Source organism: Candidatus Hikarchaeum yamanae (assembly GCF_009889665.1).
Classification (GTDB): Archaea; Halobacteriota; Halobacteria; order Halobacteriales; family Hikarchaeaceae; genus Hikarchaeum; species Hikarchaeum yamanae.
The window spans coordinates 32,247-49,409 of sequence record NZ_WTZR01000001.1; the positions used below are offsets into that span (position 1 = coordinate 32,247).

At 40.3% G+C, this 17,163-nt stretch carries 14 protein-coding genes and 1 tRNA gene; 6 read left to right on the forward strand and 9 right to left on the reverse strand.

All coding sequences use genetic code 11. The features are described from left to right. Window positions 1-2: 2 nt before the first annotated feature. Window positions 3-3,494 carry a DNA polymerase II large subunit gene (locus tag ACM9H2_RS00160; RefSeq protein WP_415486975.1) on the reverse strand — a complete coding sequence of 1,164 codons (3,492 nt, stop codon included), beginning with the start codon at window positions 3,492-3,494 and terminating at the stop codon, window positions 3-5. A gap of 88 nt (window positions 3,495-3,582) precedes the next feature. Here ACM9H2_RS00160 and ACM9H2_RS00165 point away from each other — a divergent pair, with 88 nt between their 5' ends. Then, the gene (locus ACM9H2_RS00165; RefSeq protein ID WP_415486977.1) at window positions 3,583-3,786 is read left to right on the forward strand and encodes a hypothetical protein; all 204 of its coding nucleotides are present in this window, start codon (window positions 3,583-3,585) and stop codon (window positions 3,784-3,786) included. 19 nt (window positions 3,787-3,805) lie between these two features. Here the strand turns inward: ACM9H2_RS00165 and ACM9H2_RS00170 are convergent, their stop codons facing one another. The 3 genes from ACM9H2_RS00170 to hisA form a co-directional block, all read right to left on the reverse strand. After that, window positions 3,806-4,309 (reverse strand): amino acid-binding protein, encoded by a 504-nt coding sequence (locus ACM9H2_RS00170; protein ID WP_415486979.1) that lies wholly within the window; start codon window positions 4,307-4,309, stop codon window positions 3,806-3,808. A gap of 40 nt (window positions 4,310-4,349) precedes the next feature. After that, entirely contained in the window at window positions 4,350-5,042 is a 693-nt protein-coding gene (gene hisB, locus ACM9H2_RS00175) for an imidazoleglycerol-phosphate dehydratase HisB (protein WP_415486981.1), read from the reverse strand. Between the two features lie 105 nt (window positions 5,043-5,147). After that, window positions 5,148-5,876, reverse strand: a complete 729-nt coding sequence (gene hisA, locus ACM9H2_RS00180; RefSeq protein ID WP_415486983.1) for a 1-(5-phosphoribosyl)-5-[(5-phosphoribosylamino)methylideneamino]imidazole-4-carboxamide isomerase — start codon at window positions 5,874-5,876, stop codon at window positions 5,148-5,150. Window positions 5,877-5,975: 99 nt separating this feature from the next. Here hisA and fer point away from each other — a divergent pair, with 99 nt between their 5' ends. The 3 genes from fer to prs all read left to right on the forward strand — a co-directional run bounded on the left by fer (window position 5,976) and on the right by prs (window position 8,202). Beyond that, complete coding sequence (fer, locus tag ACM9H2_RS00185; RefSeq protein WP_415486985.1) at window positions 5,976-6,365, forward strand: ferredoxin Fer; 390 nt, start codon at window positions 5,976-5,978, stop codon at window positions 6,363-6,365. A gap of 82 nt (window positions 6,366-6,447) precedes the next feature. Further along, entirely contained in the window at window positions 6,448-6,819 is a 372-nt protein-coding gene (gene hisI / locus ACM9H2_RS00190; protein ID WP_415486987.1) for a phosphoribosyl-AMP cyclohydrolase, read from the forward strand. 537 nt (window positions 6,820-7,356) lie between these two features. Further along, the gene (prs, locus tag ACM9H2_RS00195) at window positions 7,357-8,202 is read left to right on the forward strand and encodes a ribose-phosphate diphosphokinase (RefSeq protein ID WP_415486989.1); all 846 of its coding nucleotides are present in this window, start codon (window positions 7,357-7,359) and stop codon (window positions 8,200-8,202) included. Here prs and ileS read toward each other — a convergent pair. Next, window positions 8,189-11,359 carry an isoleucine--tRNA ligase gene (ileS, locus tag ACM9H2_RS00200; RefSeq protein WP_415486991.1) on the reverse strand — a complete coding sequence of 1,057 codons (3,171 nt, stop codon included), beginning with the start codon at window positions 11,357-11,359 and terminating at the stop codon, window positions 8,189-8,191. The genes prs and ileS overlap by 14 nt on opposite strands. Window positions 11,360-11,498: 139 nt before the next feature. Between ileS and ACM9H2_RS00205 the strand changes: the two genes are divergently transcribed. Next, window positions 11,499-11,918, forward strand: a complete 420-nt coding sequence (locus tag ACM9H2_RS00205) for an HIT family protein (RefSeq protein WP_415486993.1) — start codon at window positions 11,499-11,501, stop codon at window positions 11,916-11,918. A 3-nt stretch (window positions 11,919-11,921) separates the two neighbouring features. Here the strand turns inward: ACM9H2_RS00205 and ACM9H2_RS00210 are convergent, their stop codons facing one another. The 4 genes from ACM9H2_RS00210 to ACM9H2_RS00225 form a co-directional block, all read right to left on the reverse strand. Continuing rightward, the gene (locus ACM9H2_RS00210; RefSeq protein ID WP_415486995.1) at window positions 11,922-14,033 is read right to left on the reverse strand and encodes a minichromosome maintenance protein MCM; all 2,112 of its coding nucleotides are present in this window, start codon (window positions 14,031-14,033) and stop codon (window positions 11,922-11,924) included. Between the two features lie 120 nt (window positions 14,034-14,153). Continuing rightward, window positions 14,154-14,226, reverse strand: a tRNA-Pro gene (locus ACM9H2_RS00215). Between the two features lie 40 nt (window positions 14,227-14,266). Beyond that, the gene (gene rpiA, locus ACM9H2_RS00220; protein WP_415486997.1) at window positions 14,267-14,989 is read right to left on the reverse strand and encodes a ribose-5-phosphate isomerase RpiA; all 723 of its coding nucleotides are present in this window, start codon (window positions 14,987-14,989) and stop codon (window positions 14,267-14,269) included. Window positions 14,990-14,992: 3 nt separating this feature from the next. Beyond that, on the reverse strand, window positions 14,993-16,138 hold the full coding sequence (locus ACM9H2_RS00225) for an ORC1-type DNA replication protein (RefSeq protein ID WP_415486999.1): 1,146 nt from the start codon (window positions 16,136-16,138) through the stop codon (window positions 14,993-14,995). A gap of 160 nt (window positions 16,139-16,298) precedes the next feature. On the opposite strand from ACM9H2_RS00225, the gene larE reads away from it, so the two are divergent. Beyond that, on the forward strand, window positions 16,299-17,123 hold the full coding sequence (gene larE, locus ACM9H2_RS00230) for an ATP-dependent sacrificial sulfur transferase LarE (protein ID WP_415487001.1): 825 nt from the start codon (window positions 16,299-16,301) through the stop codon (window positions 17,121-17,123). The last annotated feature ends 40 nt before the right edge of the window (window positions 17,124-17,163 follow it).

Sequence of the window (17,163 nt, forward strand, 5' to 3'; positions counted from 1 at the left end):
CCTTATCTAATTTCCCCTTCTATTTCCACGGGAGCCGAAGCAAAATAACTTAGATCACTTTGTTTATTCTTATCATTTTCAAAAATACTCTTCAACGATTTTTCAATAATATTCAACCGTTGCTTCGTATATTCTCTGCATTCAAATTCCTCTGCCATAAACATCGCCGCTTTAAGATATTTCGAAATAGATTTTTGATGAACTGTTAAATGAACCTCGCCTCCACACTGTCTACAACTTCTTGATAGTGGCATTCTTCTATACTTTATACTACATGCTGGACAACGAGTTTCTTGTCGCGAAAACGCACGAAGGTTTCCCAAAAGATCTGGAAGAAAATGATACTCGATAATCCGTTCTGCAACATCTGTCTCATCAACCGCTCTAATTTTTCTTGCTAGATTTAATTGGGCATCTAATTTATCCAACATAGGACCTAGGGTTTTGTAAGCTGATAACCTCGGACCTGATGCTATGTTGGAAGTGTCGTGCGTGTGTAAAAGATCTGCGTATAATTTTCCTTTTTCAATTTCATCCCTGGCGAGTTTCACACTCACAGTGTTCGGGTGTTCCAAATCCATCGTCGCTTCGTAGAACTCAAGTGGGTATTTGTCAACACTATCGAGATTTTGAGCTTCATCATCAATTTCAGTTGGATTGAGCACCGCAGACATAACTAGAGGTGCGTCCATTTTTCCCCCTCTTTTATCAGGTAAATAACTTCTACTGAAGTTCAATAAACCATCTAGAAGAAGCATCACACAATCCTCATCACCGTCACAATTTCTCCTTTTTGCCGCATGGAAATATGGATGGGCATATCCCACTGATGCATTTGTGAATCCCAATATCCTTCCAACAACTGCAGCACTAGTATGCGGCGCTAGTCCCAACACCAGTCTCCCGATTAAATCATCAGCCTCTCGAATCTTATAAAATGGATCCAATCCATAATATTTTACCAATAAATCATCAATGAAATTCGCAGTACGTTTCAAATGCTCCGCTGCACCTTGGGATAATATAAGATCCTGAACACGTATTGGAACCAGCTGCTTCTCATCTTTTAATGGTTCTCCTTTTATATCCAATTCATATCCCAATTCTTGTAATTTTGAAATTGAAATGCCCAATTCCGAAGCACGAAAACTAGAAACTGGGAGGTCTGTCATGTCATACCGTATAGTCCCATCTTTAAATGTGGAAACATTGTGTTTTGCTCTAAGAATTCCTTTCTCTATTGGCTCTGGTGTTTTATTCTTAGAAGTAAGTGCCTTTACACCTTTCAGAATCTCAAATGCACTTTCCCTTTCATTTACCATTTCTAATGCATCCTTGTAGATCTCTTCCAACCCAATCCTATCAAAAAATTCAGGTCGCGATTTCGACCCACACTTGGGGCATGGCACGTCCACACCACCTTGATTTTGAAGATATCTCGATTTACATTTTCCACAAAGATATACCGGATAAGCTTTCTCACCACACTGCTGACACGAAAACCGATGAGTTTCTACATTACAACTAGTGCACATCCTCTTTCCAATTTCAGTTTTTATCAACCCTTTCTTAGCATACACCCGCTCGAATGATTTTGATGCGTGGGATACATTTCTCCTGTCTCCCCCCGATTCTCCCAATGGGAAAAGAGAGTGAACTGAGGGACTCATTTCACGTGACTCCGATTTTTCGGGCCTTCCCATTCTCCCACCCATTCGCGTTGGTGCTCGCTCTCTAATACTGAATGGAGATACTTCATTAACAACTTTCATAGCATTTGGCCAAGATGAAGCCCCCGAAGTCATCGATTCCCACAATTTAGTTAGGTCTTCAGAAAGCCCCAACGATATAATAAATGGGAGCGGATCTTTGATCTCAATCTCCTCCAAAACTTTATGTTCTATTAACAAAGACTCGAGAATTTTTTTAACACTTGAACTAAATTCCACAAATAAAACACCATCTGATATATACCCTTTTGAAACCCTATCACTAATTTCTTCAAATTGCATCGGAGTGATGTCGTGCCATAAATATGTATATTTTGGGTGCAGCGGGATTTTTAATTCTTTTGACCACTTGATCACTTGAGTGGCATCTGGATCTTCAAATTTAATATCTCCAGTGTCCAACAAAGATTGCATATCAATCCCTTCTTTTTCACCATCCAAAACCCACCACTCTACCACATACGACGAAGGTAGCAAATTACGATTATTCTCTACAAACTCTCCAAAACCAATTAAACACTCTCCCAAATCAATGATACTGTCTATTTCTCTTTTGATATCTACAACCTCTTCGACGGTTTTCACACGGAGAACTTCCCCTGTGTTTAGTCTCACAGTTGGGCCTTCTATAGTATCCACTGGGACAACCCCTGCAGCTTTACCTGGATATTCTGTTTTCAACTGAGTCCCCGGAGCAAGAAAGTCGTCAAGTATGTGCATAGTGACTGGATGTATTCCTATAGTTGACAAACCTGTATTTCTAGCCCGTCCATATCTAAGTCTAAACCCACCCGGCCGAGAAGGATGTGAAAAAACAGGCCTTCCTGCAATTAGATCCCGTAAATATTTATCCTCCGGTTTAGCACGTTTGGGACCCTCTATTTCCTCTATTATTTCTTCTATTTCTTCCGTTGCATTCACTTCTGAAAATTTCCCTTCGATAAGATCATTTAACCACGGCCATTCAATCCCATTTAATTGCGAAGTGTATCTCTCGATTTTTGGAGCCTTCAGAGCAATCCCTTCTGCAAGAACAAGACACATACCACCTCTCGATTTGTTAGTTTTCACCCGCCCCAAATCTCTATAACCTGATACTTCCATTTTCCCAGTTGGCTCCCCGTCCAACATTATCGGACAATTACGAGCAATAAATTTCGTTTCTTCAGCTGATGGGAGATATTGCAAACTTGTTTCTCTAGCATATAATTCAACTTCCTCTGCATAGCGCTCAATTTCTTCTTCTAACGGTTTGTAACTTGAAATACCTAGTATCGTCCGGACATAATCTGCAACTAACACTGACAACGCCTGTGCAGTCCCACCTGCAGACCGTATCGGACCTGCATAAAAAACACGAACAAATTCAGTTCCATCAGAATTGCCACAAAGCTCAACTCTATCTATCCCCTCCAACGGCGCTGCAACTACACCTTCTGTCAATAACGCTACAGCAGTTCTAATAGCCCCTTCGATTATCCCTTCATGTGTGTCATAATCCCCAACCTTTCCCTCTGCAAAATCTTTGGCTAACTCTAGTGCTATTTCTTCTCTCCCCATATTTTCTTCGAGTTCTCTAATCCGCTCTGAGAGGCCATTTATCCCAAGTAAATTTTCTATTCTCCCCGCCATATCTTTCGCAATTGGTATTTCAACCTCAGAACTAGGGTCCTGGCCTAACTTTCTCGCTGTTTTGGCAACAAGTAAACATTCCTCCACTTGACTCTCTATTTGTTTAAAATACGAGTCATATTCTGGACGCATCAACTATCTATAAGGTATGGGTATGAGATACAATCTTCGGAGATATTTTCGTAGTAAGGCATATGTGCATTGCCACCAATTGTCTCCTATGTTCAAATCCGAACCTTGTGATGGATGTTCTCGATCAATATCTGATGCCCTCGCTCGCACTGTTAGATTAATAGTCGACCAAAGAGATGTAGATTCTCAACAACTGTGCCCTGATTGTTTCGCGTCTTGGATTCGCCGTTATGAATCTGAAATGCAGCTTTCCCATCAAATCGTTAGTACAGATGACATAATTGTTGATTAAAATTCTATTTTTATTCTATCTATTCTATTCCTATTTTTCTAACAAAATCTAGTGATATCAACTCATTGACCAATTCACCTGGCAATTGCTCATCAGTGATTATGTATAATTTTGGTTCATCTGTAAATTCTGGATCTTCACTTATTGTTTGACGTATTGATATATTTTGTTTGGCTATCAATGATGTAACAGTCGAAACAATGCCAGGATTGGCGGCGTCATTGACCTCCACTGTCAACACAAATAGTTTTAACACAGGAGCCAAATCCCGAAGGCTAGGTATGGACGAAATATTTTGAAAAATTGGTTTCAATTCCACATCTTGAAGTATGGTATTTGTAGTTGAATCCACCACTCTCCTATCAATTCCCAATTCCCCTGCAATTTGTGTGTGTGGAATTTCAATCGACCCCGATACCACCCGCCCCGTATCGTTGACAGAAAACCCCCTAGTTAACAAAAGTCGAATAACTTCTTGCTGACTAGGGCTCCCTTTAAATTTCCGCATAATCACATCAAACATTTTACCGTACCTATACCCCCCTGAGCCTTAGCAGTATGGGCTAAAGTCCCCCTTTCGTACTTGGTGTCCCTTCCCTCCTCCCCTCTATTCGACTCGCATCATCAATGGCCCTACCAACTGCTTTGAATAAAGCTTCAATTTCGTGATGCGCATTTGTGCCCTTTACGGCACAGTGTAATGTGATTCCTGAATTCATAGCAAAACTTCTAAAAAAATGGGGCGCCATGCCACTTGTGAAATTCCCAATTTGCTCTTCACTAAACATACCCTCAAATGAGAAATATGGTCTCCCACTAATATCAAGAATAGCCGAAGCTATTGACTCATCCATGGGGATATTCCTTTCAGCAAAACGATTTATACCGGCTTTATCCCCCCACGCATCACAAAATGCTTTGCCTAATACTATCCCAACATCTTCTATAGTGTGGTGGCCATCTACTTCTATGTCCCCTACTGCTTGTACCTTCAAATCAAACAAACCATGTGTGGCAAACGATTCTAGTACGTGATCAAAAAAACCTATCCCTGTGTTTATATTTGACTTACCACTGCCATCTATATTCAATTCAAGCTCGATGGCAGTCTCATTAGTCTCTCTTCTTATCTCTGCTTTTCTAGCTCTGGACCCTCCTTCTTCATCATAAGAACCAACTCTACCTTTACACCACCTTCTATGGGTCCCAATACCCCTCTCTGAAAAACTTTCATTACAATATTCACACGTTGGCATGTCGCTACACTTAGTTACTATCTTACATAAACATTTCTTTTTATGGGGACACTATATGCGGATTATATATTTTAAAAAATGTATTATGGGGACACTATATGCGGATTATAGACCCCCGATCCACTCTGTTATCTCTTCAAACGATATTGATCCTTCATATAATGCACTCCCAACCACTGCTGCAGATGCCCCCGACCGATAAAATATTTCCAAATCCTTCAAAGAAGCCACTCCCCCACTAGCAACAATCGGTATCTCCACAGATCTGGCCATTTCTTCAATCACTTCCCCTCGCACTCCCTCTAACTTTCCTTCAACATCCACATCTGTAAATAAAATGCCAGCTGCACCAACTTCCTCATACATTTTAGCCGCTTTTACTGGGTCCAAGTTGGTCCTTTTCTCCCAACCCTCCACCACGATTTCTCTACCCTTCGAGTCTAGACTAACCATGATACATTTCGGATGTTTATCACTCAATACTTCCACCAATGTTGGATTTTCTATCGCGGCGGTTCCCAAAATAACTCTCTCTGCTCCCATTTCCAATAATTCCGTTACTCTTTCTTCCGTTCTAATTCCACCCCCTACTTGTACAGATATGTCAACCTTTTCCAGAATTCTCTCTATCGTTGATTTATTTTTAATTTCCCCTTCAAATGCACCATCAATATCTACTATATGTACCGTTTTTGCACCCATTTCTTCCCATTGCAAGGCACACTCTATAGGATCTCCATAATATTTTTCCGTCCCTCTTAGTCCTCCCACGAGTTGCACAGTCTTCCCATTTTGAATATCTATCGCCGGGATCACTTCAAACAGTGGGTTCATGCGTTTCGGTTCGTCTTACTCTACGTAAAGTCACCGTTTTATATCTCACCAAAATCAGAACAGCAAGATCTAACAATACCCGCGTAAAATAACTACTCGATGCCAATAGTCGAATATCTAAATTATGATGCAATAATGGACAATGAATGGGACTTGGACGACGACGATCTATTCGAAAAAGCCGCCAATGCTGGACTCTCCGTTGAAGACCATGGTTCTCTCGACGTTAACGAAGGAGAATATATACTTGAAGCTGCAGAAGTTGAAGGATTTGATTGGCCATTTTCTTGCCGAGCAGGCGCTTGTGCCAATTGCGCTGCTATATTAAAATCTGGTGAGATTAATATGGACATGCAACAAATTCTTTCGGACGACGAAGTAGAAGAACTCAACGTTCGTCTCACATGCATTGGGTCTCCCGAATCCGAAGAAATAAAGATAGTTTTCAACGCTAAACATTTGGATTATCTCCAAAACCGAGTAATTTAATTTTACTCCCGAACTTCAAAAGCCATTTTCTTGCTATTATTTAAGGGAAATATCTTTCTACACACTGCGCGTCCAATTATTTGTGTCTAACTCTTTCGAAATATCATTTGGAGCTGATGGTCTAGTCCCTGTTATCGCCCAAAACATAGAAACAAACGAAGTTCTCATGCTCGCTTATGCCGATTCAGCCGCACTATCTTTAACCCGTGAAACTGGATTGGCACATTATTTTTCACGCAGTCGGAATAAAATTTGGAAAAAAGGTGAAACTAGTGGGAATATTCAACATGTCGATGAAATACGTGTGGATTGTGATGGAGATGCAGTTTTGTATATCGTTTCACAAACCAACAATGCATGCCATACTGGTGAAATGTCTTGTTTCCATAACCAAATCGAAGATGTCACTTCTGACAATTCTTCCACTTCAAAATTCTCTATAAAACCTATTTAATGTCTATGTTGAGCCTTTCTAACATTAAACAACAATTTACCCTTCCCCTCCTCCCGATAAATCTGACCATACTCGCTTCTGGACTACATTTCTATTGGGGCGCCCCCCGAGTTTTATTATATTATCAATCTGGTGTTTTCTCAGATTGGAGGCCCTATGCTCTTGCTCTCTCTGCAGTTACAATTTGGGCAGTTCTATTCATCTTCCGTACTAATGCTTTTTCGAATCGGATTTCTTTTTTCTGCCTCAGCATGATGTCTATTCATATTGTAGGATACTGTATGTGGCATCTTCTTGGACATCCTATATTTGACCCTATTACTGGAAGTTTATTATTTCATTCTCATCCAAATACCACATTTCTAACCATTATCGAACATCTCAGACACGATCAATTCGCTCTCACGGCTATTATCTTTGAATTAAGCTCTGTGATATTATTCCTATATCTAATTTTCAAATCAACTCTTTCAAAATAATAATTTATTGAAACTTATGTTCACGCGTTTTTAAATATCCACGAAAAAAAGTAGTTATATGATCATTAGTGGTTCTGCATCTATCTCTCTTGCATCCTCTTTGTCTTCTCATTCCAAAATACCTCTTGGAAAAACCACCCATCAAAATTTCCCCGATGGAGAATTCATGGTACAGACAAATTTCAAAGGTGACCATGGAATTATAATTGCAGCAACACGTTCTGCTTCAGACCATTTGGAACTTCTACAACTTCAAGATGCAATTCGAGAAGCTGGAGCAACAAAAATAACCACAATTTTGCCGTACATGGGGTATGCCCGACAAGACACGGTTTTCGAACCAGGGCAGCCATTATCAGCACGTGCAATGGCACGATCGATAGGAACTGGAACCGACCGAGTCATCATAGTAAATCCTCACAAAAACACAGTGTGTGATTATTTTGGTGTACCTGCAATCGCCCTTGATGCTTCCCCAGTTTTGGCACAAACTCTACCAACCAATTTAGAAAATCCTCTTTTCCTCGCTCCCGATGCCGGGGCAATTTCACTAGCAAAATCTGTTCGAGATGCTTATGGAACGGGCGATACTGATTATTTCGAAAAAGATCGTATATCTAGTACTGAGGTCCAGATATCTCCTAGCACCGTGGATGTGGCTGGAAGAGATGTAATCTGCGTAGATGATATCATCTCCACCGGAACAACCACTAGTAAATCTGCCCGAATTTTACACGACCGTGGAGCAAAAACCATATTTGTCACCTGCATTCATGCACTCTTGGTCGAAGATGCACGAAAAATGTTATCTGATTCTGGGGTCGGTGCTATCTATACCACTGATACTATTGTAACCCCCGAAACCAAAGTTTCAATCGCCCCTTTGCTTGCTAAACTATTGTAGCTAATTTTATCTCTATGGGGATTCCTTCAACGATCCACTCTTTCATTCCTTCTTCTTTCTTATTTGTTATTTCAGTCGCTCTGACTTCTTGTTTTATTAATTCTTCATGCAACATTATTAATCTTAAAACCCTTTCATCTAAAACTGAAACCACAACTGAAATTTCTTGATCGACCACCAATCCTTGTTCTTTCCTCATCTCTTGTATCCGCCTAATTACCTCCCTGGTGTATCCTTCTGACTCTATCTCTTCAGTCAGAGTTGTATCTATGTAAATGACTCCAAACTCACACGTGGATTTGGAAACATTTTCAGGAAATATCTCTTCAAACTCAACCATTTCCTTGGCAATTGAAATTTCTTTGTTCAAATTCTTGCTCAACAATTTAGATAATTCTTCTATGTCTGGAGATTCTAACTCAATTTCATTTAGAACATCGATTATTTCTGCCGTTGATTTCCCATAAGTTGGACCAATAATATCCATACGTCCCCTTACCGAATATTTTACATCAAAATCCTGCTCCCCTGGTCTTATCAACTTAATTTCTTGCGCATTGACCCTCTCTGACAATAATACTTTATATTTTTCCACAATTTTGCCAATTTTATCATTTTTTGCTCCTATCTCAACTCCACAAACTGGCCAACGTAGCTTTCTACCTGAAATTTGGCGTGCATGGGCTATCGATTCTTCTAGGACTCTTACCATTTCAATTTCATCTTCTAATTTTTTATCTTGAAGTTGCAAATCGACAACTGGAAAATCACACATATGCACTGTTAGATTTTCACTTTTTTTCGTTAGATTTTGATAGATATCCTCTGCTATGAACGGCGCAAACGGCGCAAGTAATATTATGGCTTCTAACAACACGTGGTGAAGTGTTACATATGCAGCAGTCTTGCTATCTGTATCTGTATCTGTCCACATCCTTTCCCGAACGATTTTAATATAATATCTGGATATATCTTCTACGATAAGGTTCAGTATTGCATCTACAGATTGATCTTGTCTGTATGATTCCCACCCCACCTTTGCGATTTGTTTCACCGTCTGCAAACGAGAAAGAATCCATTTGTCTATAGTTTCCAAAGCTACTTCTTCCAAAGTGAAATCCAGCGGATCAAATCTATCAATTTCCATATATGGAATTGGAAACCGAAATACATTCCATAAAATGTTCAACCTACGATTCATCTCTTCTATTTCTTCCCACGAAAATCGCATATCTTCTCCCTGTGGATTCACTGATAATAAAAACAGACGCATTGGGTCTGCTCCATACTTTTCTATAGCTTCTCTTGGGGAAACGATATTGCCTAGTGATTTGGACATTTTTCTCCCATCCTCCGCCAAAGCCCAACCATGCATGAGTACATTTTCATAAGGCGATTTTCCCATCGAAGCACTAGACATACCTAGCTGAGACCAGAACCACCCTCTAGTTTGATCATGTGCTTCCATAATTAGATTCGCTGGCCAAACAGTTTCAAATTCTTCTTTTTTTGATGGATACCCCACCGTTGCCCATGTTGCAACCGATGAATCAATCCACACGTCGAATACATCTGGAATTCTTGTATATTTTTTACCATTTTTAGTAATAGTAAGCTTGTCTACAGTTGGTTTGTGCAAATCTACACTGTTTGGATCAATTTTTTGATCCACTAACTTAGCTAGCTCTCCCCTTGTACCCACCACAATCATATCTTTAGATTCTTCTTCCAAACTAGCCCCTTCTGGAGTCCAAATCGGAATGGGTATCCCCCAATATCTTTGACGTGATACATTCCAGTCAGGTGCCTCTTTGACGAACTCATAAAATCGATTGTCCCTGGCCCATTCTGGATACCAACTTGACTTGGTTATATTTTCAATAAGTTCTTCTTTTATTTCTGTTATTTTGATGAACCATTGATCCGTAACAATCTGAATTATGTTAGTATTACAACGCCAACACTTACCATAATCATGAGTGTATTTCTCTTCTGCAAGTAACAATCCTGAATTCTTCAAGTCCTCAATAATTTCTTCGTTTGTATCTTTAACAAATTTTCCCTCATATTTTCCTGCATCTATCGTATATATCCCATCCGTACCAACTGGACAAAACAATTCCAAACCTCTCTCTTTCCCCGCACGAAAATCATCCTCCCCGTGACCTGGGGCAGAGTGAACCAAACCCGTTCTGTCTACCTCCACAAAATCCGCCGAGTAAACCCTCAGTGATCTATCTCCCTTTACATGATTGGGAACTTCCTGGCGCAGCGGGTGTTTATACTTCCATTCTATCATATCTTCCCCCTTCAATTCTTGCTCTATCTCCCAACTATCATATTTGCCCTTCCCAACTACGGCATCCACGAGCGATTTTTCTATCCAAAGTTTTTCTTCCACACCCTCTTTCACAGCCACAACCTTTTGATATGTAAACTCTTCATTTACAGCTACAAACGTGTTTGCTGGAAGGGTCCATGGGGTGGTGGTCCAAATAACTAGAAACTCTTCTTTGTCTTCTAATTCAAATTTAACATAAATAGAAGGATCTTCCACTTGGTGATACTCAATTTCATTTTTTGCAATAGAAGTTTCACATCTTGGACATTGACTTATAGATCTTTTTCCTCGCTCAACCAGTCCTCTTTTATGCGCTTGAGAAAATCCCCACCATGCAGCTTCCATGTACTCTGAGGTAACTGTTTTATATGCATTTTCCCAATCCATCCACACACCAAATGAAATAAAATCATTTTGCAATCCCTCCCGTTGGAAATCTGCAAATTCTTTACATTCCTCAATAAATTTTTCAATACCAAATGCTTCTATATCTTTTTTATTTTTAAATCCTAGTTTTTCCTCTACTTTCGTCTCAATGGGGAGTCCGTGCATGTCAAAACCCGGACGATCATATACTTGATATCCCTTCATGCGATTGTATCGAAGATATCCATCTTTCAATGTTTTATTCCAAGCTGTGCCCATATGGGCAGCCCCCGATGTGTATGGGGGCCCATCTACAAAGAAAAATGGTTTCCCTTTCGCACGATGTTCTTTCGTTTTGACGTACGCATCACTTTGCTTCCAATACTCTTTCACACGTTCCTCTAATACTTGGGCTTCATATCTCCCACCAACTTGTACATCTTTTTCCATAGTTAGTTCCTCTCCCCCTGTAACTAAAGATTAATTGTTTGTGTTATCTTCTCCCCCCTGATCTAATTTAGATTCGTGATTTTACATATCCCAACCCAATTAGCGAGTATTTTTTCATGTGATAGGACTAACCAATCTTATGGAATCTTGTATTTTCTGTGCTATCGTTGAAGGCGACATCCCCAGTTATTCTCTCTATGAAGATGAGACAACCCTGGCATTTCTTGATATCAATCCAATATCTACTGGCCACACTCTTGTAATTCCTAAATATCACTCTTCAAAAATCAATCAACTTCCCATTATGTTTGCAAATTCCTTGATGAACACAATCCACACTTTGACCGGGCCAATTGAGGAAGCTGTTGGTGCCAATGCTACCACAATAGCTTTTAATAACGGTATTGCAGCGGGCCAAGAAGTTCCACATGTCCATTGTCATATTATCCCCCGTTTTGAACAAGACGGTGGTAAATCCGTCCATTCCCTAGTTAAGGAGTCATCCTCCACATCCACCGATTTCTCTGATATATTGATGTCCATCAAAAATTTGCTCTAGTTTTTATCGACCTTTTAGCAACTTGTAATGGCCAGCAGACGGTTGATATATCTCTCCATTTTCTGACATTTTCTTAATCATGTGCTCCGTTTGAGTTTCGTCAATTCCTTTTTCTTTTGCACTTTCAATAATATCTAAAATGGGAGCGCCATCCTTCGGATGTTGCTCTGTCAATTTTTCTATTATTGATCTAATGGCCTTCACACGATCAAATTGGTTCCTCGATTTTCCCATCTCAATTACTGTGGCATCAAAAATCCCAGTTTCAGGATCGATACCCACTTTTTCGAGGCTAGCACGGACGAGGTCAATAACCCTTTTTGCATCTCCTTTCTCAACAACATCCGAAAGACGAACTCTTGCACTCGCTTCCGCCAATCTGACCAATGCCTCCAATTTACGGGCAGTAACTGGAATTGGGCCTCCTACCTCCCTTACCGAACGAAGTCCCACATAAAAATCCTTGATTTCTTTCTGTGCTTCTTCACTCATAACGGGGAAACAATTCCTCTTTGCATATGCAATATACTTTCTAAATAAATCAGGTTCTATCTCGGGTTTGACCTCCTCAACCACTTGACCCATTTCGACTGAATTTTCTCCCCTATTCATTGCATATTTTTCTCTTGTCCCACGCTCTCCTATGTAATTAGTTTTAATTATATGCTCGGCAATCTTCTTGTCTAATTCTTCATTTGTCTCATCTAGAATTCTGAATATTAGATCAAACCGGGATATTAACGCAGGCTCGAGATTGATTTGATCCCCAATCGATTCGTAAGAATCATACTGTCCGTATTTTGGGTTCGCCGCCCCCAAAAGTGAACATCTACTCTTTAATGTAGCATTAATCCCTGCCTTTGCTATGCTTACAGTTTGCTGTTCAAGCGCCTCATGCATCGCGGATCGGTCTTCTACTCGCATTTTATCAATCTCATCTACTGCAGCTATTCCTTTATCTGCTAATACCAGCGCTCCGGCTTCAAGCGACCATTGTTGTCCTCCTCCAAAATCATCTTTAACCGCCGCTGCGGTTAGACCTGCACTTGAACTTCCCTTTCCAGAGGTGTAGACCGAACGTGGTGCTATATGTCGAATATATTGTAATAATTGCGATTTACCTGTACCTGGATCTCCGACCAATAATATGTGCACGTTCCCTCGAATTCTTGTACTATCTGGAAGATGCTTCGTCACTCCTGAAAACAACTGCAGCGCAATTGCCAATTTTTCTTCTCCATATCCGTATATCGATGGAGCAACAGACCCTATCATTTGATCATATACATCTTCTTTTTTTGAGAGTTCAAGAATGGCTTCTTCGTCTTCTTCTGATATCTCTATATTTTCAAATTCTAAATCCTCTGAGACAATGGAAATACCTTCCATGTATACATCAAAAACTCTCAATTTTTCACTGCCTTTTTTCCTCTGTTCAAGTCTCAATGTCCCTGTCGCCACAACCCGATCTCCTGGGCTGACCAAACCACTTATATCATCTTCTATGTGAATTTCTATACTCTGTGGTTGTTCTCCCCCTCTCAACCCCTCTGGGGATTCTTGTATGAGCAACGTTTGTGTATCTGAGAACGTTGATCTATCAAACTTAATCTCAAATGGGCCCTGGCGTTCACATCCACCGCATACAAATGGTTCTTGGTATCCTCTAACCTGCGGTACATTTGTCACAGTTGCACAACGTTGGCATTCAAATGCAGCTACATCCACTTTTGGACGGACATTAGTAGATTTTCGTATTAGTCCTTGAACCGATACGAGAGTATTCACATCTTTAGACCTAATCCCTCGTATTTCTGTTAATTCTTGTAAGTTGTAAATTCTAATATGGGCGCTCTCTAGCATGTCATCCGTTCGATACCGCAAATCCCCCACATTTACCAACGCCTGTTTTGCAGCTTCTGTCACATGATCTGGATGTGCGATGAAGTCATCCGCCATATTCGGATCAAATCTATACAGTTCGCCCCAATCTATGTTAAACGATCTTTGTTTTTTTGGATAGTTTTCAAGTAAAACCCCAACCTCTTCTTCACAATACGCATCTATGAACTCTTCAAAACGCTCGACTAGTTGTTGATTTATCGCTTGAGACATACCCTATACTTAACAATTCTAAACTTATCTGACATAAGTACCCTTGGCAAGCGTGCGGACTGGAAGTGAAGGGGGTCCTAATTTCCATTGGAATCAACGATGAGAGATGAAGAATTCTGATGGGACCACCCGGATTTGAACCGGGGTCGCAGCGTCCCAAACGCTGAAGTATACCAGGCTAACCCATGGTCCCGCCTACCCACATTTTCCCGTGAACACCGTAAAGTTTCCGCTTATTCTTTTTTAATTTCTACACTAGATCCTCTCCCAATATGGATCTCGTTTGCCATATTGACGAAGAGACCATGATCTACCACTCCTGGAATATTTGAAATTTCTTTACTTAATTCTAATGGGGATTTTATATCTCCAAAATCACAGTCAAGAAGAATATTTCCATTTTCAGTCGAAACTGGGCCATCCTTCCTAATCGAATATCGCAGCTCGGGCGTTCCACCCATTTTTTTAATCCTAGATGAGACAACAGTCCTTGAAGAGAATATCACTTCAACTGGAACTGTTTTATTTAAAACCTCTGATACCTTGGTGGAATCTACCGCAACTATGAATTGCTCCGCAGCAGAAGCCACAATTTTCTCTCTTGTGTGTGCGGCCCCCCCTCCTTTAACCAAATCAAAACCAGAAACTTGATCTGCTCCATCGATAGCGATGTCAACGCGATCTACTTCTGACAATCTTAGTAGTGGGATTCCAACTGTTTCTGCCAATTGACTAGATTGAAAGGATGTTGATACCCCTTGAATATCTAATCCTTGTTCTACAGCTTTACCAAGTGTTTGTATGGCATACAGCGCCGTGCTACCTGTTCCAAGACCTACAATATCCCCTTCTGAGACTAGAGAAGCCGCACTCTCTCCTGCTAATCTTTTTTCTTCTTCCGATCCACTAGTTGCTTTGGTAAAAATATCTCTAGTTGGATCATAGGTATATCTCATGTCTTATAATTTCACGGAATACCTGTCAAGATAAACCTCTACCGCGTCAGGTTTATACAAAAGTTCTATTTCTCTAGACCTTCCCCTCCCTTCTATTGGCTTATACGCAGCTGTTATTATTCCAACTTCCTCGAGCTTGTTTACTATCTCTGAGTATCTAGTATAGCCCAATCCCGTCTGTTCATGAAACACATCATAGACGTCACCAGCCCTTTCACCCGAGTAATCCACTAAAACATGAAGTAGCCCTCTTTCTGAATCTGTTAGATTCTGAATACTCCTCGATAGATGCACGTATTTTGCAGATTCATACGCTTTGTCTATATCTTCAATAATAATCTCTCTTGCTGCACGCATCTCCGCATTAAGACCCGCACGCCTTAATAAATCTATTCCCACTCTTAAATCCCCCTTTTCTGCGGTCAGTGTTGCAGCGTAGTTCAACACATCTTCTGAAACAACGCCTTCATAAAATCCTCTCTTAACTCTGACCCCGAGAATATCTAGGATTTCTGAAAAACCATACGGGGGGAAATAAACTTCTTCAGGACGAAATACACTTTGAACACGAGAATCGAGTCTAGATATTGCCTCTAAAGCAGGGTCAGAAGATATAATTATCACTCCAATACGAGCACCTTGTTGTACCTCATGCGCACGCAACAATGAATATAATGTGTCCGATGCTTCCTTTTCATAAAACAAATAATTTACATCATCCAGTGCCACTATCAGCGTCTCATCATCTTCCACTATGCGCTCTGTAACTTGCCTAAATAACTTCTTAAATGAAATCCCACTAGACGGCGGCTCGTACGAAAAAACTGATTCAAACAATCGTGAAAAAACAGAATAACGCGTAGAATCAACTTGACAATTAATTTGCACCGTTTTTATTTTTGGATAAAGTTCTAATTCATCAAATAAAACTTTAACAGCTGTTGTTTTACCTGTGCCAGGTGGACCCTGAGCATATACACTCAACGGCCGCGATTTTCTAATCGCTGGACGCAATGCGAATGTAAAAGTATTCATCTGGTTTTCTCGATGAACAAACTTTTCTGGCATATGGTCTACTTCAAATATCTGCTCGTCTCTAAAAACCGATTCATCCCAAGACAACATATCTCTTGAAGCGCTGTCTTTCATCACTTTCACTTCACTCTTGTGGCTATTTAACCTTTGCATCTATTTGCAAACTTTCCCTCCGAATCCACCATCATACCATTCCAATTTCACCTCTATTCCGATCCCCCTTGGCAGAAATGCATGGCAATGAATTTTTACATCATCCCTCTGATTTAATACTATGCAGACAAAGCTGATTGAAAAAAAGATTAATTCAATTCAAGCAGCATTAATTCCCAAAACCCGTGTTTTAGTTTCTTTTTCTGGTGGTGTGGATTCTAGCGTAGTCGCCGCAATTGCTCACGAGGCACTGGGGAAAAACGCAATAGCATGCACTGCAAAAAGCGAAACTCTACCCGAATCCGAACTTTTAGATTCTATTAGCATTGCCGAAGAAATAGGAATCCGACATGAGATAGTCAATTTCTCAGAACTTGACAATCCTGATTTTGTCGTAAATGATACCTTCAGATGTTATCATTGTCAACACATGCGATTTGAAAAAATGTATGAATTTGCTAGGAAAATGGACATAACCACAGTGTGCGACGGGACTAATGCTTCAGATCTAAACGCGACACACAGGCCCGGACTTCGTGCAATAAAAGAACTCCAAGTTTTCTCCCCCCTTCTTGAATTCAATGTGACAAAAGAAGGCGTTCGTGATATAGCTCGTTTTTATAATTTATCAGTGGCAGAAAAACCAGCAATGGCATGTCTGTCTTCCCGAATTCCAACTGGAATCCCAGTCACATCTGAACGATTAGCACGTATAGAACAAGCAGAATCTATTATACTCAATATAGGATTTTCACAAGTCCGCGTCAGAGATCACGACGGAATCGCCCGAATCGAAGTTGGGCAACACGAACTCGACCGTCTAAAAGATCCAATTTTAACAAAAAAAATTGAAGAGTCTCTACTAACTATAGGATTCAATCAGGTCATCATCGACCCATCTGGATATAGGACTGGGGGGGCAAACTTACTCTCTACAAAAAAATAATACCCATCAACGTTCAGTAGAAACCTTTTTTTTCCAACCG